The sequence below is a fragment of the Nocardia sp. NPDC051052 genome, assembly GCF_044456045.1.
Classification (GTDB): domain Bacteria; phylum Actinomycetota; class Actinomycetes; order Mycobacteriales; family Mycobacteriaceae; genus Nocardia.
Genome location: NZ_JBITFL010000006.1, coordinates 156,437 through 178,009, shown reverse-complemented (window position 1 = coordinate 178,009; position 21,573 = coordinate 156,437). Strand labels below are relative to the sequence as shown.

Annotated in this window: 20 protein-coding genes; 14 read left to right on the top strand and 6 right to left on the bottom strand. The window is 67.1% G+C overall.

The window, feature by feature from the left end; all coding sequences use genetic code 11:
* Positions 1 to 10: 10 nt before the first annotated feature.
* The 10 genes from ACIBCN_RS21965 (at position 11) to ACIBCN_RS21920 (ending at position 12,091) form a co-directional block, all read left to right on the top strand.
* Positions 11 to 400: a BlaI/MecI/CopY family transcriptional regulator gene (locus tag ACIBCN_RS21965; RefSeq protein WP_150401655.1), complete on the top strand. Its 390-nt coding sequence runs from the start codon at positions 11 to 13 to the stop codon at positions 398 to 400.
* 40 nt (positions 401 to 440) lie between these two features.
* Complete coding sequence (locus ACIBCN_RS21960) at positions 441 to 1,379, top strand: M56 family metallopeptidase (protein ID WP_396993471.1); 939 nt, start codon at positions 441 to 443, stop codon at positions 1,377 to 1,379.
* A gap of 195 nt (positions 1,380 to 1,574) precedes the next feature.
* A complete protein-coding gene (locus ACIBCN_RS21955; protein WP_396993927.1) occupies positions 1,575 to 3,146 on the top strand; it encodes a DEAD/DEAH box helicase in 1,572 nt (523 codons plus the stop codon).
* Positions 3,147 to 3,151: 5 nt separating this feature from the next.
* The gene (locus ACIBCN_RS21950) at positions 3,152 to 3,997 is read left to right on the top strand and encodes a DMT family transporter (RefSeq protein ID WP_396993470.1); all 846 of its coding nucleotides are present in this window, start codon (positions 3,152 to 3,154) and stop codon (positions 3,995 to 3,997) included.
* A 503-nt stretch (positions 3,998 to 4,500) separates the two neighbouring features.
* The gene (locus ACIBCN_RS21945) at positions 4,501 to 5,940 is read left to right on the top strand and encodes a GuaB1 family IMP dehydrogenase-related protein (RefSeq protein ID WP_396993468.1); all 1,440 of its coding nucleotides are present in this window, start codon (positions 4,501 to 4,503) and stop codon (positions 5,938 to 5,940) included.
* 329 nt (positions 5,941 to 6,269) lie between these two features.
* A complete protein-coding gene (locus ACIBCN_RS21940; RefSeq protein WP_396993467.1) occupies positions 6,270 to 7,676 on the top strand; it encodes a hemolysin family protein in 1,407 nt (468 codons plus the stop codon).
* Positions 7,669 to 8,733 (top strand): hemolysin family protein, encoded by a 1,065-nt coding sequence (locus tag ACIBCN_RS21935; protein ID WP_396993466.1) that lies wholly within the window; start codon positions 7,669 to 7,671, stop codon positions 8,731 to 8,733. Before ACIBCN_RS21940 ends, ACIBCN_RS21935 begins: the two co-directional genes overlap by 8 nt.
* Complete coding sequence (locus ACIBCN_RS21930) at positions 8,730 to 9,692, top strand: 3-methyladenine DNA glycosylase (protein WP_396993465.1); 963 nt, start codon at positions 8,730 to 8,732, stop codon at positions 9,690 to 9,692. The genes ACIBCN_RS21935 and ACIBCN_RS21930 overlap by 4 nt, the downstream gene beginning before the upstream one ends.
* Before the next feature lie 168 nt (positions 9,693 to 9,860).
* Complete coding sequence (locus ACIBCN_RS21925) at positions 9,861 to 11,435, top strand: LVIVD repeat-containing protein (protein ID WP_396993464.1); 1,575 nt, start codon at positions 9,861 to 9,863, stop codon at positions 11,433 to 11,435.
* 2 nt (positions 11,436 to 11,437) lie between these two features.
* Positions 11,438 to 12,091, top strand: coding sequence for a DUF305 domain-containing protein (locus tag ACIBCN_RS21920; RefSeq protein WP_396993463.1), 654 nt, complete (start codon positions 11,438 to 11,440; stop codon positions 12,089 to 12,091).
* Positions 12,092 to 12,095: 4 nt separating this feature from the next.
* On the opposite strand, the gene ACIBCN_RS21915 is transcribed toward ACIBCN_RS21920, so the two are convergent.
* Complete coding sequence (locus tag ACIBCN_RS21915) at positions 12,096 to 12,854, bottom strand: NAD(P)H-dependent oxidoreductase (RefSeq protein WP_396993462.1); 759 nt, start codon at positions 12,852 to 12,854, stop codon at positions 12,096 to 12,098.
* Positions 12,855 to 13,585: 731 nt separating this feature from the next.
* Here ACIBCN_RS21915 and ACIBCN_RS21910 point away from each other — a divergent pair.
* On the top strand, positions 13,586 to 14,344 hold the full coding sequence (locus ACIBCN_RS21910; RefSeq protein WP_396993461.1) for an SDR family NAD(P)-dependent oxidoreductase: 759 nt from the start codon (positions 13,586 to 13,588) through the stop codon (positions 14,342 to 14,344).
* 216 nt (positions 14,345 to 14,560) lie between these two features.
* On the opposite strand, the gene ACIBCN_RS21905 is transcribed toward ACIBCN_RS21910, so the two are convergent.
* From ACIBCN_RS21905 to ACIBCN_RS21895, 3 genes are all read right to left on the bottom strand, one after another.
* A complete protein-coding gene (locus tag ACIBCN_RS21905) occupies positions 14,561 to 15,073 on the bottom strand; it encodes a hypothetical protein (protein ID WP_396993460.1) in 513 nt (170 codons plus the stop codon).
* 1,031 nt (positions 15,074 to 16,104) lie between these two features.
* Positions 16,105 to 16,524 carry a tautomerase family protein gene (locus tag ACIBCN_RS21900; RefSeq protein ID WP_396993459.1) on the bottom strand — a complete coding sequence of 140 codons (420 nt, stop codon included), beginning with the start codon at positions 16,522 to 16,524 and terminating at the stop codon, positions 16,105 to 16,107.
* Between the two features lie 40 nt (positions 16,525 to 16,564).
* Positions 16,565 to 17,176, bottom strand: a complete 612-nt coding sequence (locus tag ACIBCN_RS21895; protein WP_396993458.1) for a carboxymuconolactone decarboxylase family protein — start codon at positions 17,174 to 17,176, stop codon at positions 16,565 to 16,567.
* 71 nt (positions 17,177 to 17,247) lie between these two features.
* On the opposite strand from ACIBCN_RS21895, the gene ACIBCN_RS21890 reads away from it, so the two are divergent.
* Positions 17,248 to 18,156, top strand: coding sequence for a LysR family transcriptional regulator (locus ACIBCN_RS21890; protein WP_396993457.1), 909 nt, complete (start codon positions 17,248 to 17,250; stop codon positions 18,154 to 18,156).
* A 281-nt stretch (positions 18,157 to 18,437) separates the two neighbouring features.
* A complete protein-coding gene (locus tag ACIBCN_RS21885; protein ID WP_396993456.1) occupies positions 18,438 to 19,118 on the top strand; it encodes a dienelactone hydrolase family protein in 681 nt (226 codons plus the stop codon).
* Positions 19,119 to 19,463: 345 nt separating this feature from the next.
* Here the strand turns inward: ACIBCN_RS21885 and ACIBCN_RS21880 are convergent, their stop codons facing one another.
* Together ACIBCN_RS21880 and ACIBCN_RS21875 are read right to left on the bottom strand one after the other, a co-directional pair.
* On the bottom strand, positions 19,464 to 19,652 hold the full coding sequence (locus ACIBCN_RS21880; protein ID WP_396993455.1) for a hypothetical protein: 189 nt from the start codon (positions 19,650 to 19,652) through the stop codon (positions 19,464 to 19,466).
* Between the two features lie 160 nt (positions 19,653 to 19,812).
* Positions 19,813 to 20,373: an STAS domain-containing protein gene (locus tag ACIBCN_RS21875; protein WP_396993454.1), complete on the bottom strand. Its 561-nt coding sequence runs from the start codon at positions 20,371 to 20,373 to the stop codon at positions 19,813 to 19,815.
* Positions 20,374 to 20,541: 168 nt separating this feature from the next.
* On the opposite strand from ACIBCN_RS21875, the gene ACIBCN_RS21870 reads away from it, so the two are divergent.
* The gene (locus tag ACIBCN_RS21870) at positions 20,542 to 21,504 is read left to right on the top strand and encodes a ferritin-like domain-containing protein (protein WP_396993453.1); all 963 of its coding nucleotides are present in this window, start codon (positions 20,542 to 20,544) and stop codon (positions 21,502 to 21,504) included.
* Positions 21,505 to 21,573 lie beyond the last annotated feature (69 nt).

Sequence of the window (21,573 nt, the reverse complement as noted above, 5' to 3'; positions counted from 1 at the left end):
AAATCAGGGAATGGCAGGACTTGGTGAACTCGAGAAGGCGGTCATGGACCAGTTGTGGTCGACCGATGAACCGCAGACAGTCCGGCAGGTGCACGAGGCATTGGCCGCACGCCGCGAGCTCGCGTACACCACGGTGATGACAGTGCTGCAACGACTCGCGAAGAAGAACCTCGTGGTCCAGCAGCGTGACGACCGTGCTCATCGCTACGCGCCGGTGCACACCCGGGACGAATTGGTCGCCAGCCTCATGGTGGACGCACTGCAACAGGCCGACGCCGCGGGCAGCCGCGCCGCCGCGCTGGTGCACTTCGTGGAACAGGTCGGTAAGGATGAGGCTGACGCGCTGCGGGAGGCACTCGCTAAGCTCGAAGCAACCGAGGACACACCGCCCCCGCAGTAGACTCCTCGCGACCTTGCCCCCAACGCAGTGAGCTGAGTCGATGAACGCAACCGCGCCGGTATTCGCCGGACTCGCATTGCTTCTCGCGGGACCGGCCCCGGCCCTGCTCAGCCGGGCGACCTGGACATACCGGACGCCCCGCGCCGCACTTGTGCTCTGGCAGGCCATCGCGCTTGCGGCTGTGCTCAGTGCGTTCGGGTCCGGTCTGGCCATCGCCGCCGAACTGCTGGTGCCCGGCCTCGACGGCCGGCCGACCACCCAACCCACCCGCGAGATCGACGCGCTCGGGCTACCGCTGTGGTCGGCGTATGTCTTTGTGTTCGCGCTGACGCTGCTGGTCGGAGCGCGGCTCTGTTACGCGATCGTCCGGGTCGGGGTGCACACGCGGCGGCGACGCGCCAGGCATCGGATGCTGGTCGACCTGCTCGATCAAAGCGGGCCGCGCCGCCGCGCCTCCGACATCCGGGTGCTCGCCGCGACCGAGCCGATCGCGTATTGCCTACCCGGCCTGCGGCAGCGCGTGGTGATCAGCGAGGGCACGCTGACCAACCTCGACGACGCCGAGATCACCGCGATCGTCAGCCACGAACGCTCGCACCTGCGGGCCAGGCACGACCTCGTGCTCGAGGCGTTTACCGCTGTGCACGAAGCGTTTCCGCGATTCGTGCGTAGCAAGGCCGCGCTCGGCTCGGTGAAGCTGCTCATCGAATTGCTCGCCGACGATTCCGCCGTGAAGGTGACCGGGCCCAAGCCGCTGGCCCGCGCGCTCGTCGCGTGCTCGAAATCCACCGCGCCACAGGGTGCGCTCGCCGCGGGCGGGCCGACCACCCTGATTCGCATCCAACGCCTCACCGGGCAGATCGGTGACGTTCGGGTCGCCAGCGCCGCCTACCTCGGCTCGGCCGCCATCCTTGTCGTTCCGACGATGGCCGTCGCGGTGCCGTGGCTGGTTGAGCTGGGCCGACTCTTCCGCGGCTAGACAGTCGTAGGACGTATCCTGAACACTTGGCCTGCCACCCGGTCGGCCACATAGCCTTTTTCGCGCTGCACCGAACCGGTCGCCGCCCCGATCCAACGCACAGCGCGTTTCGCGAGCCCGAGCGCGTCGTCTTACGAAAGGCACACACCACCCGTGACCCCCTCGACCCCCGTCGCCGCTGCGCCCGTGACCTTCATGGACCTCGGCCTGCCCGCCGTGCTCGTGCAAGCACTGCGGAACGACGGCATCGAGGCACCGTTCCCGATTCAGGCGGCTGCGGTGCCCGATGCCCTCGCGGGTAAGGACGTGCTCGGGCGCGGGCCGACCGGATCCGGGAAGACCCTGGCTTTCGGTCTGCCGATGCTGACCCGGCTGGCCAGCGGCGCGACGAAGCCCGGCCGGCCACGGGGTTTGGTGCTGGTGCCCACTCGCGAACTGGCCGCGCAGATCGAACGCGCACTGGACACACCCGCGCTCGCGATGGGTTTGCGGGTCGCGTCCGTGGTCGGCGGCGCGCCCATTCGGCGGCAGGCCGAGCGGCTCGCGCGTGGCGTCGATCTGCTGATCGCCACGCCAGGACGACTCGCCGATCTGATCGCACAGGGGTCGGCGGCGCTGGACGATGTGCGGATCACCGCGCTGGACGAGGCCGATCATATGGCCGACATGGGGTTCCTGCCGCAGGTCACCAAGTTGCTCGATCAGACGCCGAAAGATGGTCAGCGGCTGCTGTTCTCGGCCACGCTCGACGGCGAGGTGGACAAGCTCGTCAAGCGCTACCTGCGCTCCCCCGTCACCCATTCCACCGCGCCCGCGTCCGCGTCGGTCGCGACGATGACGCACCACCTGCTCTTCGTGCGCGACAAGATGGCGAAGCGGACCGTGGCGGCCGAGATCGCCGCACGCGACGGGCTCACCATCATGTTCGTGCGCACCAAGCACGGTGCCGACCGATTGGCAAAGCAGTTGCGCGGCGCGGGAATCGCGACGGGCGCGCTGCACGGCGGCAAGGCGCAGAACAACCGGACGCGCACGCTCGCGGCGTTCGCCGATGGATCGATTCCGGTGCTGGTCACCACCGATGTCGCGGCGCGCGGTATTCACGTGGACAACATTTCCCTTGTGGTGCACGTCGATCCGCCCGCGGAGTCCAAGGCGTACCTGCACCGTGCCGGACGGACCGCGCGGGCCGGCGAGGACGGTGTGGTCGTCACGCTGGTGATGGACGAGGAGCGGCGCGAGGTCGAGGCGATGACGCGCAAGGCGGGCGTCGAGATCGTCGGGGTCGAGGTGCGTCCGGGGGATCGTCGGTTGATCGAGATCACCGGGGCGCGGCAACCGTCGGGGATACCGGTCGCGGCGCCGGCGCCGCCGAAACAGCCGGTGGCGGACAGTGGTTCGAAGACGGGGACCGGTCGGCGGCGTGGTGGTTCGGGGCGGCGGACCACGGAGACTCGCGGGGGTGGTGCTCCGGTGCGGGCCGAAGCTTCGGCGAGTGAACGTCGTAAGGATGGGTCCATCAAGGGGTCGTCGCGTGATGCGGGCTCGTCGAGTCGGTCTGCGGCGGGCGCGCGCGGAGCGGGTTCAGCGAAGGGCGGGACGGGCACCACTCGCGGATCGAGCACGGCGACAGGCGCGGGCGGCGGTCGTGGCTCGGGCGGGTCGGGCTCGGGGCGCAACGCCAGCGGCGACACGCCCGGGAGTGCACGTCGACGCGCCGTCCGCCCGGAGCGCGCGCCGGGGACCCGCAATCGTGGGGCAAACTGACGGTCGTGTCCAATCATCCAGTGGGCGCTATTGCCTGCGCACTGCTGGCAGCGCTGTTCTTCGCGGTGGCGGCGGTCGCGCAACAACGCGCGGCGGCCGCGGTTCCCGAGGGTGATTCGCTCGTCCGCGCGCTGCTCCGCAATCCACGCTGGTGGGCAGGCATCGTCGGCGATATCGGCGGCTACGCGATGCAGGTCGCCGCGCTCGCCCTAGGCGCGGTCCTACTGGTTCAGCCGATCTTGGTGAGCGCGTTGGTATTCGCGCTCCCCCTTGCCGCAAGGCTCAACGGCCGCAGCATCACCGCCCGCACCTGGGCGACGGCACTCGCACTCACCGCGGCACTCGTCTGCTTCCTGCTCGTCGGCAATCCGTCCGAGGGCAACACCACTGCGCCACTGCGTGATTGGCTACTCCCCCTGATCATCCTGGTCGCTCTCATCGGCGCGGCCACGATCATCGGCATCAGCAGCGCCGACCCCGGCCGCCGCGCCCTGCTCCTCGGCACCGCAAGCGGTTCGCTCTATGGACTGGCCGCCGCCCTCACCTCCTACGTCACCTCCCTGTTCGACCACGGCATCGGCGAAGTACTCAGCAGTTGGCAAACCTGGGCACTGGTCGTCGCCGGAATCACCGGCGTCTACCTGCAACAGCGAGCATTCCAAGCAGGCCCACTCTCGGCATCCCTACCCGCCGTCACCATCGCCGAACCCCTCGCCGCGGCCTTCATCGGCGTAACCGTCCTGGACGAACGCTTCCGCACCAACACCTTCGGCCTGGCAATAACCGCCCTCGCGGTAATCATCATGTGCGCCACCACAATCCGCCTCTCCCGCACCCAAGCCACCCCCTGATCCACGTCGCGCCTCCTCGCCCGCCGCAAACCTCCTGTCCCGCCGCAAACCTCCTGTCCCGCCGCGCGCCTCATCGCCCGCCGCGCGCCTCATCGCCCGCCGCGCGCCTCATCGCCCGCCGCGCGCCTCATCGCCCGCCGCGCACCTCCTCACCCGCCGCGCACCAACCTGCCCGCCGCGCATGAAATTGCTGGCAGATTCGTGCGCAGCGAGCGAATCCAAGCACGGCGACCGATCCGCAGCCCGGCGTCGCCCGCTGGCGAGCGGCCATGCGGTTGGCTACCGACGCGCACCTAATTGCCCGCTGCGCACGGATTGCTGGCAGGTTTGCGCGCGTCGGAGGATTCGTGCGCGGCGGATGGTAGCTGCGGACGGAAGGTCCACTGACGGGCCGGAAGGCGGTGTTGTCGCTGCCAGCGGGGTCGTGGTCGGCTGTGAAGTTCGTCTCCGCTGAGTGCTGGAGAATTGCGCGGTACCGGGCGGACTTGGTTATCATCGGTTAAGTGCAGTTTCTCCCTGGCCATCAGCCGCCGTATGACCTGACCTACGACGACCTCTTCCTCGTCCCTAATCGGACGGATGTCGCCTCGAGGTTCGACGTCGACCTCGCCACCGTCGACGGGTCCGGCACCACCATTCCCATCGTCGTGGCCAATATGACCGCGGTCGCGGGTCGCCGGATGGCCGAGACGGTCGCCCGTCGTGGTGGCCTCGTGGTGCTCCCGCAGGATCTGCCGATCAGCGCGGCCGCCGACACCATCGCGTTCGTCAAGAGCCGCTCGCTCACCGCCGACACCCCGGTCATTCTCGGCCCGGAGCACTCGGTGTCCGAGGCCGTCGCCCTGATGCACAAGCGCGCCCACGGTGCCGTTGTGGTGGTGGATGACGGCGGCCGGCCGATCGGTGTGGTCACCGAGGCGTCGTGCACCGATGTCGACCGGTTCGCCCGGCTGCGTGACGTCGCGATCACCGATTTCGTGCAGGCCCCCGCCAGCACCTCGCCGCGCGACATCTTCGAACTGCTCGAGGCCAAGCACACCCAGCTGGCGGTGCTCACCGCCGAGGACGGCACGCTGGCCGGCGTGATGACCCGCACCGGGTCGGTCCGCGCCGGGATCTACCAGCCTGCCGTCGACGATCAGAACCAGTTGCGCGTGGCCGCGGCCGTCGGCATCAACGGCGACGTGGTCGCCAAGGCCAAGGCCCTCGCCGACGCGGGCGCCGACGTCCTCGTCATGGACACCGCGCACGGCCACCAGGCCAAGATGCTCGAATCCCTCAGCGCCGTCCGCGATCTCGGACTCGGCCTGCCGCTCGTCGCGGGCAATGTGGTGTCCGCGCAGGGCACTCGCGACCTGGCCGCCGCGGGCGCCGACATCATCAAGGTCGGCGTCGGCCCCGGCGCCATGTGCACCACCCGGATGATGACCGGCGTCGGCCGCCCGCAGTTCTCCGCGGTCGCCGAATGCGCCGCCGCGGCCAAGGAACTCGGCGTGCACATCTGGGCCGACGGCGGCGTGCGGCACCCGCGCGACGTCGCACTCGCGCTGGCCGCCGGTGCGTCCAACGTGATGATCGGCTCGTGGTTCGCCGGCACCTACGAATCCCCCGGTGACCTGCGCACCGACCGCGACGGCAACGCCTACAAGGAGAGCTTCGGCATGGCGTCCAAGCGCGCCGTCGCCGCCCGCACCGCCACCGACAGCGCCTTCGACCGGGCCCGCAAGGCCCTGTTCGAGGAGGGCATCTCCAGCTCGCGCATGCGGCTCGATCCGGAACGCCCCGGCGTCGAGGACCTCATAGACCACATCTGCTCTGGCGTGCGCAGCGCGTGCACCTACGCGGGTGCGCGCAGCCTGGCCGAGTTGCACGACAAGGCCGTGCTCGGCGTGCAGTCGGCTGCCGGTTTCGCCGAGGGTCGCCCGCTGCCCAGCGGTTGGTGATCTGTAACCAATTGCCGCACTTGCGAGTTCGCGGCAAGACGGTACTTCGATCTGCGATACACCCCGGCCGCATGAGTGATCGTCGTCCGACACGCCCATGACGGCACGACCACCGGCCCACGCGACCCGACGCGTGGGCCGGTAGCATAGGGGTTGCCGGTCTCCGGCCCAACATCTCCGGCTTGCGAAAGGATCCAGTTGTCACCCGCGTCCGAGGGCGCAGCACAGGAGGGCTCCTCTACCGAGCCGGGTGACAAACCCGGCGTCCTCCTTCCCCCAGCCCCACATCCCACCGGCCAGTTCCCAGTACCGTTCGGCGGGTGCTGACGATGTCGGTCACACTCACGGTGCTCAGCCTGCTGGGATTCGTCGCTCTCACGGCAGGCACCGCCCTCTTCGTCGCCGCCGAATTCTCCCTCACCGCGCTGGAACGCAGCACCGTAGAAGCGCACGCGCGCGACGGTGACGTCCGCGCCAGAATGGTGCGGCAAGCGCATCGGACGCTGTCGTTCCAGCTCTCCGGCGCCCAGCTCGGCATCACCATCACCACCCTGATCACCGGTTACATCGCCGAGCCCGTGCTGGCCAGGCTGCTGGACCCACTGTTCAGCGGCCTCGGCCTCAGCGACGGCGCCGCGCAGGGCATCTCACTGGCCCTCGCCCTGGTACTGGCCACGTCGCTGTCGATGATCTACGGCGAGTTGGTGCCGAAGAACATCGCCATCGCGAAGCCGCTGGCGACCGCGCGCACCACGGCTCCCCCGATGGTCGCGTTCTCGGTCGTCTTCAAGTGGCTGATCCACTTCCTCAACAACACCGCCAACTGGGTCGTCCGCAGGCTCGGCGTGGAACCGGCCGAGGAACTGCGTTCCGCGCGGTCACCGCAGGAACTCGGGTCGCTGGTGCGTACGTCCGCGCTGCGCGGCGCGCTCGACCAGCGCACCGCCCTGGTGATCGATCGGTCGCTACAGTTCGGCGAGCGCAGTGCCGAGGAACTGATGACCCCGCGGGTGAAGATCGAGGCGCTCGACAAGCTCGACACCATCGCCGACCTGATCGACGCCGCCCGGCGCACCGGCTACTCCCGGTTCCCGGTGATCGACGGCGACCTCGACAACACCCTCGGCGTGGTGCACATCAAGCAGGCGTTCACCCATCCCGCGAACGTGCGCCGCACCATCCCGCTGCAGATGCTCGCCCATCCGGTGCCGATCGTCCCCGCCAGCTTGGACGGCGACGAGGTACTCGAGCGAATCAGGGCCGACGGCATGCAGGTCGCGCTGGTCGTCGACGAATACGGCGGCACCGCGGGCATCGTCACCATGGAGGACATCATCGAGGAGATCCTCGGTGACGTCCGCGACGAGCACGACGAGGAAGAACTCGACGTGCGCCGGGTCTCGGACGGCTGGGATTGCTCCGGCCTGCTGCGCATCGACGAGGTCTCCAGGGCCACCGGATACGACGCCCCCGAAGGCGAATACGAGACGCTCGGTGGCCTCGTGCTCACCCGCCTGGGACGCATCCCGGTGGCCGGCGATGAGGTCGTCCTGCCGAATCCGCGCTCGCAGCAATGGTCTTCGAACGAACAACCGAGCACCGGCGGCTGGATCGCGCGGGTGGACCGGATGGACGGACGCCGGATCGACCGGGTTCGCCTGATCCCGGTCGCCCCCGACGATCTCGCGTTCCGCCAGCTGCAGGTCGAACCCGAGCAGGAGCACAGCCATGGGTGACCTCTTCGGCGTGTTGCTCACCGTGGTGTTGCTGCTGAGCAACGCGTTCTTCGTCGCCGCCGAATTCGCGCTGATCTCGGCTCGCCGCGACCGCCTCGAGGCCTTGGCCGCGCAGGGAAAGCGCAACGCCGACCTGGTGATTCGCGCGGGCGAGAACCTGTCGATGATGCTGGCCGCCGCACAGCTCGGCATCACCATCTGCTCGATCCTGCTCGGCCGGGTCGCCGAACCCGCGGTGGCGCATCTGCTGGCAGGGCCGTTCGATGTCCTCGGCATGCCCGAACAGCTGCTGCATCCGGTGTCGTTCGCGCTCGCGCTCGCCATCGTGGTGGTCCTGCACATCCTGTTCGGCGAGATGATCCCGAAGAACATCGCGCTGGCCGGGCCGGAACGCAGTGCGCTGCTGCTTGTTCCGGTGCACCTGATGTGGTTGCGGCTGGCTCGCCCGCTCATCGCCCTCTACAACCTGGCCGCGAACCTCACGCTGCGACTGCTGCGGATCGAGCCGAAGGACGAACTGCAGGCCACCGTCTCCTCGGTGGAACTCGCTGAGATGATCGGCGAGTCGCGCTCCGAGGGCCTGCTCGACGAGGAGGAACACCGCAGGCTCACCCAGGCGCTCGGCACCAGCGACCGCGTGGTCGCCGACGTGATGGTGTCGCTGGACACCACCAGGACAGTTCCGTTGCGCGGCAACGGAACTACCCTCGGCGACATCGAAACCGCCGTCGCCGAAACGGGTTTCTCCCGCTACCCGGTGCAGGCGAGCGACGGCTCGCTGGTCGGCTACCTGCACGTCAAGGACGTGCTGGACAAGGTCGCCGATGAGAGTGCCGGACCGGGAACGCCGATCCCGCGCACCGACATTCGCCCGCTGCCGACGGTGAGCATGCACACCCCGCTGTACGAAGCGCTCGCCAGGCTGCGCCGCACCAACAGTCACCTGGGCCGGGTCGTGGACACCCGCGGCAACACCACGGGCATTGTGGCGCTGGAAGATCTGGTGGAAGAGTTCGTCGGCACGGTCCGCGACGGGACGCACCGGATCATCGAATGAGCGTGCGGGGGAACCGGCTGCCCGAAATCCGCGTGAGCGGGCGGAAGGTGGCGGTGCTGGCCGAAGAGCAGTGGCGCGCGGAGGCGGCGGGCCACCTTCTTCGGGTGGATCGGCTGGTCGGTCCGTATGTCGAACGGCGGGCGGCGGGTTCGTCGCATCCGGTGATCGACTTTTTGTTCACCTACTACGGGCATAAGCCCGCTCAGTTGCGGCGCTGGCATCCGGGGTTCGGCGTCGGGATGGCTGGTGCTCGCGAATACGACGGGGCGCGCGGGTACCACCGGATCTCACCCGGTGCGGATTCTGGTCCACACCAGCAGCCCACCATCGTCTGCACGGCGGACCCCGCCTACCTGTCGCGTCGCCGCGACACCATCGAGTTCATCGCGAAACTGTTGCGCGCCACCGCGTCACGGCCTGCGCAGCTGTCCTGCTTCGGGCTGCACGAATGGGCGATGGTCTATCGGACCGAGGACGTTCGGCATCAGCAGGTGCCGCTACGTCTGGGTCGGTCGGGCACCGATGCGGTCGTCGAGTCGATGTCGCTGCGCTGCACCCATTTCGACGCGTTCCGCTTCTTCACCCCTGAGGCGGTCGGCCGCAATATCGAGCCGCTGACCCGCGACGACCAGGTCAGCCGGGAACAACCCGGCTGCCTGCACGCGAATATGGACCTGTACAAGTGGGTTTTCAAACTGGTCCCGCTGATCTCGTCGGCGCTGGTCCTGGACTGCTTCGAACTCGCCTGTGCCGCACGCGAACTCGATATGCGAGCCAGCCCCTACGATCTTTCCGACTACGGGTACGAACCGGTGCGGATCGAAACACCCGCCGGACGCGCGGAATACGTGCGGACCCAGTCCGCGCTAGCCGAACGCTCGGCGCGGTTACGCCAGATTCTACTGGCCGCTTGCGATGAGCTCCTCGTCTACGACCTCGCGCAACTACCTACCAACTAACCACGCTGGCGACCACGACAACGCGCGCCGACCAGCCACTTTGCCGGATTTCCGCGAAACCCTTCACATAAGTTAACGGCAGTTACTACCATTCAGTCAGTTTCCTCAGCTGTCCCAGTCAGCCGAGGGATGACGGATCAATGAATGATGAAGGTTGGGTAACCGCCGATGCGCTCACTGACGAGCTTGCGCCGTTTCAAGCCGCTGGCCCTGGTCACGGTCGGCCTCGCCGCCGTGCTGATGCTGCCCAGCAGCGCATCGGCGGATCTACAGTCCGACCTCCAGAACGCCGTCCAGGAATTCCTGGACGTCGGCCGCACCGCGGTCCCCCGGGCCGAGTGCGGGCCAGGCTCGTCGCCGGAGAACGGCATGCAGGGCGACGTCACGGCCGCCGACCGGGACAGTGGCCGCAGCACCCAGGGTTACCGCTGCAATATGTCGTTCGTCGGCGGCTTCGCCGGTCGCGGCGCGGGCATCACCTCCACCAGCTTCGAGCACTGCTCCTACATGGGCTCCTTCTTCCCCGGCGACCTGATCAGCGAGGGCCGCGGCGTGCAGGTCCTCGACGTGTCGGACCCGGCCAACCCGCGACCGACCGCCACCCTCACCGAACCCGCCATGCTCGCGGGCACCTGGGAGAGCCTGAAGGTCAACACCGCGCGCAAGCTGCTGGTCGGCACCGGGGTTCCGGTCGGCACCGGCGTCGGCTACCTGTCGGTCTACGACATCTCCGACTGCGCGCATCCACGCCTGCTCAATCCTGGTGCTGGCACGAATATGCTGATGCCCCTGCCGATTACGACACACGAGGGCGGCTTCTCGCCCGACGGCAACACCTACTGGGCCTCGGGCATCGCGCCCGGTTTCGTCAGCGCCGTCGATCTCACCGACCCGGCCAATCCGCACGTCGTGTGGCAGGGTCTGACCGGCATCGAGGCGCACGGCTTCGGCGTCAGCGCGGACGGTAACCGGATGTATCTGTCCGCGCTCGGCGGTTTCACCGTGCTCGACGTCAGCGCGGTGCAGCGCCGCGACCCGAACCCGCAGGTGCTGCACATCGGACGGGTCTTCTGGACCGACGGCTGGGCCACCCAGCACAGCATCCCGGTCACCTACGACGGCAAGCCCTACCTCTACACCGTCGACGAAGGTGGTTCCGGCGGTGTGAAACTCATCGATATCGCCGACGACACCCAGCCGAAGGTCGCCGCGAAGATCAAGCTGGAAATCAACCTGCCGCAGAACATCGACAGCAATATCGGTTCGTCCATGGGTGGTTCGGCCTTCGCCTACGAATCGCATTACTGCACCGCCGACCGCAGGGACAATCCGACGGCGCTCGCGTGCGGCTGGATCTCCTCCGGCATCAGGGTTTTCGATGTGCGCGACCCGTTCAACATCCATGAGATCGCGTACTACAACCCGCCCGCCCGCACGGGTCAGAACCTGAGCCTGTGGAATTCGCCGCACGCGCTCGCGTCGATCATCGGCGTGCCGTTGATGAGCACGCCGCCGGTGATTCGCTCGGTGCTGGAGGGACAGTTCAATCCGTTGGACGCGCTCACCCCGCGCACCGGCAGGCTTGCCTTCGGTGACGTCTCCACCGACTGGTGCCTCTCGCCGCCGGAATGGCGTGGCTCGCAACTGTATGTCACCTGCTCCGACAACGGATTCATGGTGCTGCAGCTCGACAACGACGTGTATTCGCCGCCGGCGGACCAAGAATCGATCGTTGGGTCCTGACGATGCCACCCTGGATGCGCGGTGCCGCACTCACCTCGCTGGCCTTCGCCCTGCTGGTGCTCGGCGCGGCGCTGCGCCCCCTCGTGCTGCCGGAAACACACACGGCCACACCGATTCTCAGCGCGGTCGAGATCGGCTTCGTGCAGGACATGACCGCACACCATCAGCAGGCGCTGACCATGGTGCAGCGCCTCGACCGTTCCGTCGATCCCGTGATCGTGCGCCTGGCCGATCAGCTCGACGACACGCAGCGCCTCGAGATCGGCACCATGCTCGGCTGGTTACGACTGGCGAACGCGTCTCCGGTGCCGACGCACCCGATGGCCTGGATGCACACGGATGAGGCTCTGCCACATCAGCATTCGGCGCCGGTCGCGATGTCGGATCAGCAGAAGGACCCGCTGATGCCGGGAATGGCGACGATGGCCGAACTCGACGCGCTCGCCGCCGCGCACGGCCGCGATGCCGAAATCCTGTTCCTGCAGCTCATGTTTCGGCACCATCAGGGTGGGATCGCGATGGCTCAGGCCGCCGACGAACTCTTACCTTCGGGGCCGGTGAAGGAGACGGCGCGTTCGATGATCCACGCGCAAGGGCAAGAGGCGGGGCTGATGGGCGTGCTGCTCACGCAACGCGGCGCGGTACCGCTGCCCTGAAACCTCAACCGGTGACGTGTAATCCGAAGCCGGTCGCGTCCACCGACTCCCGGCCGGGTTCCAGTCGCAGGCTGCGGTCGTAGTCGCCGCCACCCTGCGGTCGATACCGGATCGGCTCGATCTTTTCCAGATTCGACAGGCGTTCGCGCAGGTCGTCGGCGACCTCGTCGAAGCGCTCGGAGCCGAGCCTGATCGTGCCGTGCACCAGAAACGGCGGCAGCACGTCCATGCCCGGGTAGTAAAGGATGCCGTGCTGGATCGGGAACAGCAGGTCCTCGACCGGGCCGTTGACGCCGCGATCGGAGTAGGACGGCGCCTTGCCGCCGATCGACACCACCAGCATGGCTCGGCGGCCCGCGAGCACACCCGCGCCGTATCGCGGTATCGCGTCCCCGCCTGCCCCGTAAGCGAATCCGCAGGTGAGGACCCGATCAACCCACCCCTTCATGATCGCGGGCATGCTGAACCACCACAGCGGAAAGTGCAGCAGCACGGTGTCGGCCCACAGCAGCTTCTCCTGCTCGGCACGGATATCGGGGCTGAGCGTCCCCTCGCGATAGGCCTCGCCGGAGGCCAACATGAAATTCGGCTCCTCGACCGCACCGAAGTCATCGATATCCGCGTGCGCCTTCCACCCCATCGCATACAGATCCGTGATCCGCACCTGATGCCCGTCAGCCCGCAACTGTTCCACCGCAACGTCTTTCAACGCCCCGGTCAGTGAGTCGGGCTTCGGGTGCGCGTACACGACAAGTACGTTCATTCCAGCTTTCGTCACACTCCCTGCCAACACGCCACCACCCAGCAACATTCCAACCCACCCGCAACCAGGCACTCCGCCGGTATCGAACTCGCGCTGTGCGGGCTTGCCGTCCACTACAACCCGCCCCATCTACTCACCGTGGCCTTGCTGAATCAGCACGACGATGCTCATCGTCTGGGTCGTCACCTTTCGGCAACGCGCACGCTCGGCGCTTCGCCGGGCAACCCACGGCACCACATCCCATTCGTTATCGACGAGACAGGATGAGGGCCCCACCACTTCCCTTTAATCGCCAGGGTGGTGATTCGACCGTCCGCATTCGCGATCCGGCCACGCACCGGATGGGCGAGCCTGTCGCCACCACGGCCACTTGATTACCAAGGCTTGATGATTCGGCCGCCCGCCATTCGCGACCCGCGATCCGGTCACGCACCGGACGAGGCAGGCCGTCGTCACCACCGTGTTCACTTGATCGCCAAGGCATGGTGATTCGCTCGGTCCGCGATCGTCCGGTCACCCACCGACCGGAGAGGCCTGTCGCCGGACACATCTCATGATCAACGAGACAAAGCGGCATCGTCCGAGTGGCCGCACGACGATCTGATCATGATTCGTCACCCGTCCGCCCGAGACCGGGGAGTATCTGTGCCCCGGAATGCGCGGCGACGACGTCGTGTTGCCAACAACGAGGGTCGGCGCGGCTGACCGATTGGCGACAGGGAGGTACGGCGTTGTCCGATAAAACGTTCGCGGAGCAGCACATTGTCGTCACCGGCGGCGGCACCGGAATCGGCAGGGCGGCAGCACTGGCGTTCGCGGAACAGGGCGCGGCCAGCGTGACCATCACCGGGCGGCGCAGCGAACCACTCGACGAGGTCGCCGCGCTGCACCCGGCGGTGATCCCGGTGGTCGCCGATGTCGCCACCGACGCGGGCACCGACGCCATCGCCGCGGCCGTCCAAGCGCGCGGCGGCACACTCGACGTCCTCGTCCACAACGCCGGCGTCTTCGGCCTCACGCCACTCGACGACCTCGACCCGGCCGACGTCCGCCGCCAATTCGAAGTCAACGTCTTCGGCCCAATCCTGTTGACCGCCAAACTACTTCCGCACCTACGCTCCCCCGGCGGCAACATCGTCGTAGTCTCCAGCATCTCCGCCCGCCTAGCCGCCCCGCACCAATCCGCATACGCGGCAAGCAAAGCCGCCATCGACAGCTTCATCCGAAGCGCCGCAGTAGAACTCGGCCCCAAGGGCATCCGCGTAAACGGCGTAGCCCCCGGCAACGTCCAAACCCCCATCCTCGCCACCGGCGGCCTCTCCCCCGAAAAAATAACCCAATGGCGCACCAACTACGCCACCAAAGCCCCCGCCGCCCGCATAGGCCACCCCGCCGACATAACCCCCTGGATAACCCACCTGGCCAACCCCACCAACTCCTGGGTAACCGGCGAAATCATCACCATAGATGGCGGCATGCTAGCCACCTAGCCTCAAGCACACTTGACGTACGTTCCCTGCTCTTGACGCACGCTGCAACCTGCGTCAAGAGCAGGGAACATACGTCACGCTGCAACATCAGTCAAGACACGCAACGCACGTCAAGTCGGGGTGCGGGTTGTGGAGAAGCGACGCTTCAGGTCAAGCGGGCACTCGGCCGTTGCCTGGGTGGCGACGGCCGAGCACGCGGGTGAATGTTGGTGCCGCTCAGGACTCTTCGGTGAAGCGGTACCAGTTTCCGTGGAAGGGCTCGTAGCCGATGCCGGAGGTTGGGGTGCCTATGTAGGGCGGGGCGGCGTCGGGGAAGTAGGCGAAACCTCGGGACGAATTCGATTCGCCGCCTTGGGTGTAGAAGAGGCAGCCGCCGTCTCGGCGGGTGATGTAGGTGATGGTGTAGATGCCGAGGCGGGTGCGGTGGCCGGGGTTGGCGCAGTCGGCGGCTTGGTTTTGCAGGATGTTGCGGGAGACTTTCCAGCCGGTGGTTTCGGGGACGTTCTGCCAGACGAGGACGACGAAGACGCCGATCACGAGGGGGCCGATGAGGCTGTAGAAGAAGGAGTGGTAGCGGAACAGGCCGAGCAGCGCGAAGAGCAGCGCGATCGCGCCGAGCACACCGATGGCCACCCACAGGATGACCTGGATCGGGAAGGTGCCCTCGGCCGCCAACTGCCAGAATAATCCTAGGCAGCACAACACGATCAGGGCAGTCAGCAGGCCCATCCAAAGAACGAACCAACCTGGGGTGCGGCGCGTAGTACCGGCGGTTCTCACGGTGGTCAACATACGGGGGACATACCCCGATCGACAGTGAAAACCCCTAACCCGACTGCGATCAGGAGCCGCCGGGCCGCGCGGAGCCGAGGATCTACAGTGGCGGGAACCCGGCGGAACCGGTGTACATCCAGTTCCAGAAGGCCGCGGCCCGCAGAATGATCAGGTTGACGACGTCGAGGGCGGTGCTTCCCATCGATCTTCCTAACAATCAGACACATCGCTGTCGGACAACACGGTAGTCATCGACGCCCACCCGCGCTGGAAAGTGCGACAAGCCCGGCGAATACACGAACGCCCCGGCCGGAAGACCAGGGCGTTCGCACACTTCATCGCGGCATTACAGCGGCGGAAACCCGGACGACCCGGTGGCCATCCAATTCCAGAACATCGCCGCACGATTGGCGAGCAACGCGACAACGTCTAGGACAACGCTTCCCATAAATCTTCCTCACATCCGACAATCTCCAGTGCAGCGCCCAGGGTAGTCGATCGGCATTTCATCGACCTCGGCGCGGACGACGATCCCCTTGATCCGCTCCTGCTGACCAGCGGATTCTCTGCCGCCTAACGCACTACCCAGCACAGGTGGTCGGGCGCCTCGGCCTCCCGTCGGCGCAAGATCGACTCGGCGCAAACCTCTGACCTGCGCGGTCACGCGAAATACCGCGCCGTGTGGCCGGTTCAGCCGCACCTCCCTCACCATGTCTCCCCCGCCTGATGGCATTTCCTTGGGCGCGACGGCTCCATGGTTGTTCTATCCACCATGCAGCGGCAAAATCCAGGAGGGCCGCCAGCTGGACAGCTCTAGAGCTTGGCAAGCACGACAGCGCGCTATCGCCGCACCTCACCGCCCCGGTCGATGCCCTTGGCCCTGTATGACGAATCCGCTTCGAGTGGACATGAATTCGAGCGAGCTCGGCGGGACAATCGGTGAGCAAGTGCGACGGTGGCGAATCACGCGGGCTCGCACCAGTCGGTCAGGGTGCGGTAACGACCTCGGTCATGCGTTCGTCATAGCCGGTGTCGGGATTGACGACACGGCCGGCGCCCCACCAGTTTTCGCGGGCTGTCTCGAAAATCACCAGCATGAGATCTTCCTCGGGGACATCGGCGAACAGCCGCAGGTTGGCCACGATCGCCTGGAACAGGTCGTTCTTCTGCTCCGGTGTGCGCTGGTTGAAAGACAGTTGGATGAACATGATGCGCTCGCTGCGCCGCAGGCCGAATACGACCGGCTGAGTGACGAGGTTGCCAGGCGCAACTTCGTGAAAGACGTGGAACTGATCGTCCTGAGGGATCTTCAGCACGTCCACCATGGACTTGTGCAGTGCCTCGGAGACGAGGTGACGATATTCTGGGGTGGTTCCCTGGCGCAGGTAAATATTGATCAACGGCATGATCTTTCCCTTTCTGGCGCGTTGCGAGGTGGTGTCGGGTTTACGCGGCGCCGTGCGGGGCCGGTACCCGGAAACAGGTCAACAGCGCTGCGGTGTTGACGTATTGGCCGATGAGATTGACAAGCGCGACAAGCATTTCGACGCCGAATGCCGAGACGGCCTCGTCATAGAGGGTGGTCGGCACGGACCGGTCGCGGACCAAGGCGAGCGTCAAACGGCGCGCGACATCAGCCTCGGCGCGTAGGTCGCTCGATGGCTCGCCCTGTCGAAGTGCCGCAATCACACTCTCGGACAAACCGATTCGCTCGGCGGCCGCCGTATGTGCGAACAACATGTACTTGGCGCGCCAGTGCGCGGCAACGGTGAGAATGACGACCTCGCGGACGTCCTTCGGAATGCCGGACCGGGAGAGGGCCTGTGCCCACTCCAGCAGGGGGCCGGCGATTTGCGGTGCGCGCAGCATGACATTGAACGGGCCGATGAGCTGCCCGTCCGGCAACATCGCCGGGTAGCCGAGGCTGGCCGCGGTGCGGACCCGGGTGGCTCGCAGGCCGTCGTGTATCGCCTTTTGCTCCTGATCCAGCACAGCGGGCGGAAGTAGCGGTAACCGGCCACCCAAGCCGGAATCGTCAGTGGTGGTCTGCTCGTGCATAGGTCCAACGTAAGGAGCGCCCAAGACATTTGGCCAGCGAATGGCTCGCATACCCGATATGATGAATACTCATGGACTTCACGCTCGTGGGACTACGGGTCTTGCGCGAAGTGGCCGAGCGTGGCACGTTCACGGCCGCGGCGGATGCGCTCGGCTACACACAGTCGGCGGTCTCCCGTCAGATGGCCACGCTGGAACAGGCCACCGGCGTCCGGCTGTTCGATCGCCACCCCAGCGGAGTCCGGCTGACCACCGCGGGACACGCTCTACTGAGCCATGCCGTCATCGCGCTCGACGCGCTGGAGGCGGCCGACCAGGAACTGCGCGGCGCACCGGACGGCGACGGGCGTGTCCGGCTCGGTTTCATCCCCGTCGCCGGCGCGGTCCTGGTGGCCCTTGCCCTGGAAACCCTGCGGCGGGAACGCCCTCGCGTCCAGGTTTTCACCAGGGAGGCGCCCACCCCGTCCCTGGTCAGGACGCTGCGCACCGGCGCCCTCGACCTCGCCGTGTTGACCTCTCGACCGCCGCATCGCTCACCGGACACCGACGATCCACCCCTGCACGTGGAGCCGCTGCTGGACGACCGCCTGGTCCTGGCGGTGCCGACCGGTAGCCGGCTCGCCGATCGCCCGAACCTCACCGCTGAGGACCTCGCCGGCGAGGCGTGGATCGCCAGTCCGGCGGGAGTTGATGAGCCCCTGCTCGGCATCTGGCCGGGCCTGCCCGGCCGACCCCGCGTTCAGCACACGGCCCGCGACTGGCTGAGCAAACTGCGCCTGGTCGCCGCCGGAGCCGGGATCACCACCGTGCCCTCGACGCTCCTGCCCGCGGTCCCGTCCGGCGTCCGCCTCATCGCCATCGACGGCGTCCCCGAGGAGCGGCGCCGCGTCAGCCTGGCCCGCCTGCCGGGCCCCACCACGGCGGCGACCGACGCCCTCATCCACGCCCTTCGCCAACAAGCCGCCGACCTCGCCGAATAACCCACGGGCACCCTTCAGCACATCCTGGTGCGGGCCCATCGACTGTGCGCACATCCGGCTGACGACATCCGAAATGTACTGCTGGACAGTCGCTCACGAGGAACTGATGGCACAGCCCTCTCGACCGATACTGACACCAGTTCCCCGTGATCGCCCGACCAACAGCGCCTCGTGGGCTCGGCGGCGCAGGCGTCCGATTGAAGCGGTTGCGGTCAGGGGTCTGTCGACGGGAACGTCCGTTCAGCGGTGCGGGTTCAGGCGGTGCGAAGGGTTGTCGGCCAATGATTCTGGATGGCGGCGCGCTCGGCGGCGGGTGCGGTCGTCGGGTATCCGACCCGCAGGTCCTGATCGGCGATGATGGGGTGGTGATGATCGTGCTGTTTCGTTCCGTCTATGGTCTGCGGAAGGTCGAGAGACAGGCCGCGCAGCGACTTCGGGCGTTCGGCCATGAAGTACATATTCCGGATCTGTATGCGGGGCAGACCGCGGCGATACTCGAAGCAGGGTTCGCGCTGAAGGACCGGATAGGCTGGGATACCGTCGCCGGTCGTGCGGGCCAGGTGCTGGCCGAGCTTCCTGGCACCGCGGTCTTGGCTGGTTTGTCCATGGGCTGCGGGGTCATTCACGACCTGCTGCCGTCTCGACCGGACACGGCGGCCGTGCTGTTGCTCCACGCACTCGCCGACCTTCCTACCGGAGCGCGACCAGGTCTGCCGGTGCGAGGGCACATCGCCGCACCCGACTCGCTCACACCGGCCGAGCAACTGACTACCTGGCAAGATGCCGCTCACCGTAAGGGTGCCGCAGCGACAGTCCACACCTATCCCGGTGCCGGACATTTCTACACCGACGACACCCTGCCGGACTACGACCACGCGGCCAGCGAATTGACATGGCACCGCGTTATCGAGTTTCTCGACGAACTCGAATCCGGGGCGAGGGCACCGACCGGCAAGAGATAGCCTGCCGCATTCACAGCGACCGGCCGATCTCGAATTGTCAACGGCGGCAACGAGTGCCCGCTCGACGACCGATCGCTAACCGGCGAGGGGGCGGGGGGATTTCATGACACTGTTCCACCACGACTCCAGGTGGCTGGGTTCGGGCCAGTGCACCACGACCGGGTCCGCCGGATCGGTTGTGGCTGTGGACTTCTGGCGGGTTATCGGAGCCCGGGAATCGCGATTCGGACGGCTGGCGAGGTCGGGCGTTGTCACGAAAATCTCCGATCTTTACTATGCGACCAAGCGCCATGTCCGCACTGCTTGCAGGGCATCGACGCCGGTCGGGCGGGCGGGTCGAGGTGATCAGTAAGCGAGGCAGTAGTAGTCGTCATCGCCGGGCGGCGGGAGCCACACCTGGTCGATGCGATCGGCGAACCCGGTAGGTGCGGGTTCGGCCAACTGGTGCGTGGCGGCCGACCCGGCATCGCGGTCGTCGGCGAGCATGCGCTGTCCGGCGCGGTCGAGGGCGCTGCCGGCCGGGATGGTTGTCATTACGGTGTCCTCCCTCAGATGGTCGAGGCCTGCGAAGACCGGGTGAGCCCGGAACGACCCGGATCACCCGTCGACGGAAATAATCCGACGAACAGTTCTTATTCTAAACGGTCAGATAACCTATGCCAACTGGCATAGATATCGTCGAACGCGTACCCGGCTAAATCGCAGCCTCGGAAGGGGCGTCCGACTCGTCATGCGTCCCCAACGCTTGCGCTAGGTCATCGAACACATTGAGGACAGTGCCGAGTCCGGTCACCTCGATCGGCCGCCGCACCGGCGGTGAAGCCACCACACGCAACCCGCCCCCCGTTGCCGCCGCCCCGGCCAGCAACACGCTCAGCCCGGCAGAACCGAAAAATCGCACTCCGGACAGATCCACCACCAGCACCGACGGTGTGTTACCCAGCGCGTTGTCGATCGCGTTCCGCAGCAGCGGCGCCGATGCCGCATCCACCTCGCCGTCGACCGTGAGCACCGCCGCGAAGTCGACCTCGCGCAAATATGCCCGCACCGCACGGGCATCGTTGGAGTAGTCGCAAGTCATGCGCAATACGTCCTTATTCCTAGCCGCGGCCGGGTCGGACCCCTGCGCTTTTAGAGGGCGACCGTCGCGCCGATCAACAATATTCGATGTGCCGGCGATCCGCCCGGCCAACCCGCGCAATCGACCCCGATTCTCGCGGAACGTCTGAACATGGTGCGGCAGGCGCTGGTCCACGCAACGACGGATGCGGCGCCCCCGCCAACTCGCCTGCGCGGCACGCTCAGCCCCTCGACAACCAAACTGTCTGAGCCGCAAGGTTTCAGACAGCAGCACTGGGTAGACCTTTAACGGTGCACTGTTGCGCCGATCAATCCGATGTGTCGATTCAAGGATGAGATCCCCATGAGTACACCCGAAACCGCTACATTGCTGGCGCAATTGCGCGCCGTCCGCGATCTGACCAACACCGAAATCCAGATCGCCGAGACTCGAATCGCCCAGGCCAGGACCGAGGCCGTGCGGCGCGAGCTGTCCGAAAACGCGGACAACGCCCGCGTCAGGGCCGAAGCCATCGAGGCGGCCGTCCGCGAGCTCGGCGCCGTCCCCGCGCTGGTCGGCCCCCTGCTCGGGCGGGCCGCCGCCGCGGTCAAGGCGGTAGGTGAGCAGGCCCAACCCTTCGACGAAGCCCTGCTCGGCGATCTCACGCTCGAGCATCAGCTGCTCGATCGGGCCCGCTACATCAAGGCGCTGGCGACCACCGCCCAGCGCCCCGAGGTGGTGGACCTGGCCGAGCGGTTGATCACCGCGCACTCGGCGACCGTGGCCTGGCTGACCACCGTATTGGCTGAGGAGGCGCTCGGCGGCCCGGCTGCCCTGCGCCACACGCCATTTCAGACGGCCACCGGGACGGTGGTCAAGTTCGCCACCATCCCGGTCACCTGGACCGCGCGCGGCCTGGATCGGGCATTTGACGTGTTCCGCGCCGCGCCGCCCGCGCTCGGCGAACTGCTCGACCGGGGCGCCCAGCTCGGCGATGTCGCCGTCAAGACGCTCACCGCGTCCCGCGACGCGGCGCTCGAGCGGGCCGAGCAGGTCACCCGCCGCGAAGGGGCAGGCACCGCCGCCGACGCCTTGCATTCCTTCCGAACCGCCACCGGCACCCTCGAGTCGAGGGAGTTGCCGGTCGACGACTACGACGAGCTGAACGTCGCGGCGGCGGTGGCCGCGATCAAGGAGTTGACCGATCCCGGCGAGGTGCGCGCGATCCTCGCCTATGAGGAGGCGAACAAGAACCGGCAGGGTGTCGTCTCGGCCGCGCAGACCAGGCTCGCGGCGATCGCCCAGGAAGTCACCGGACTCAACTGATCGAAAGGCGTTCGGCGCGCGGTCCGCGCGCCGAACGCCGCACCTTCGTACGCATCACTACTGCATCAT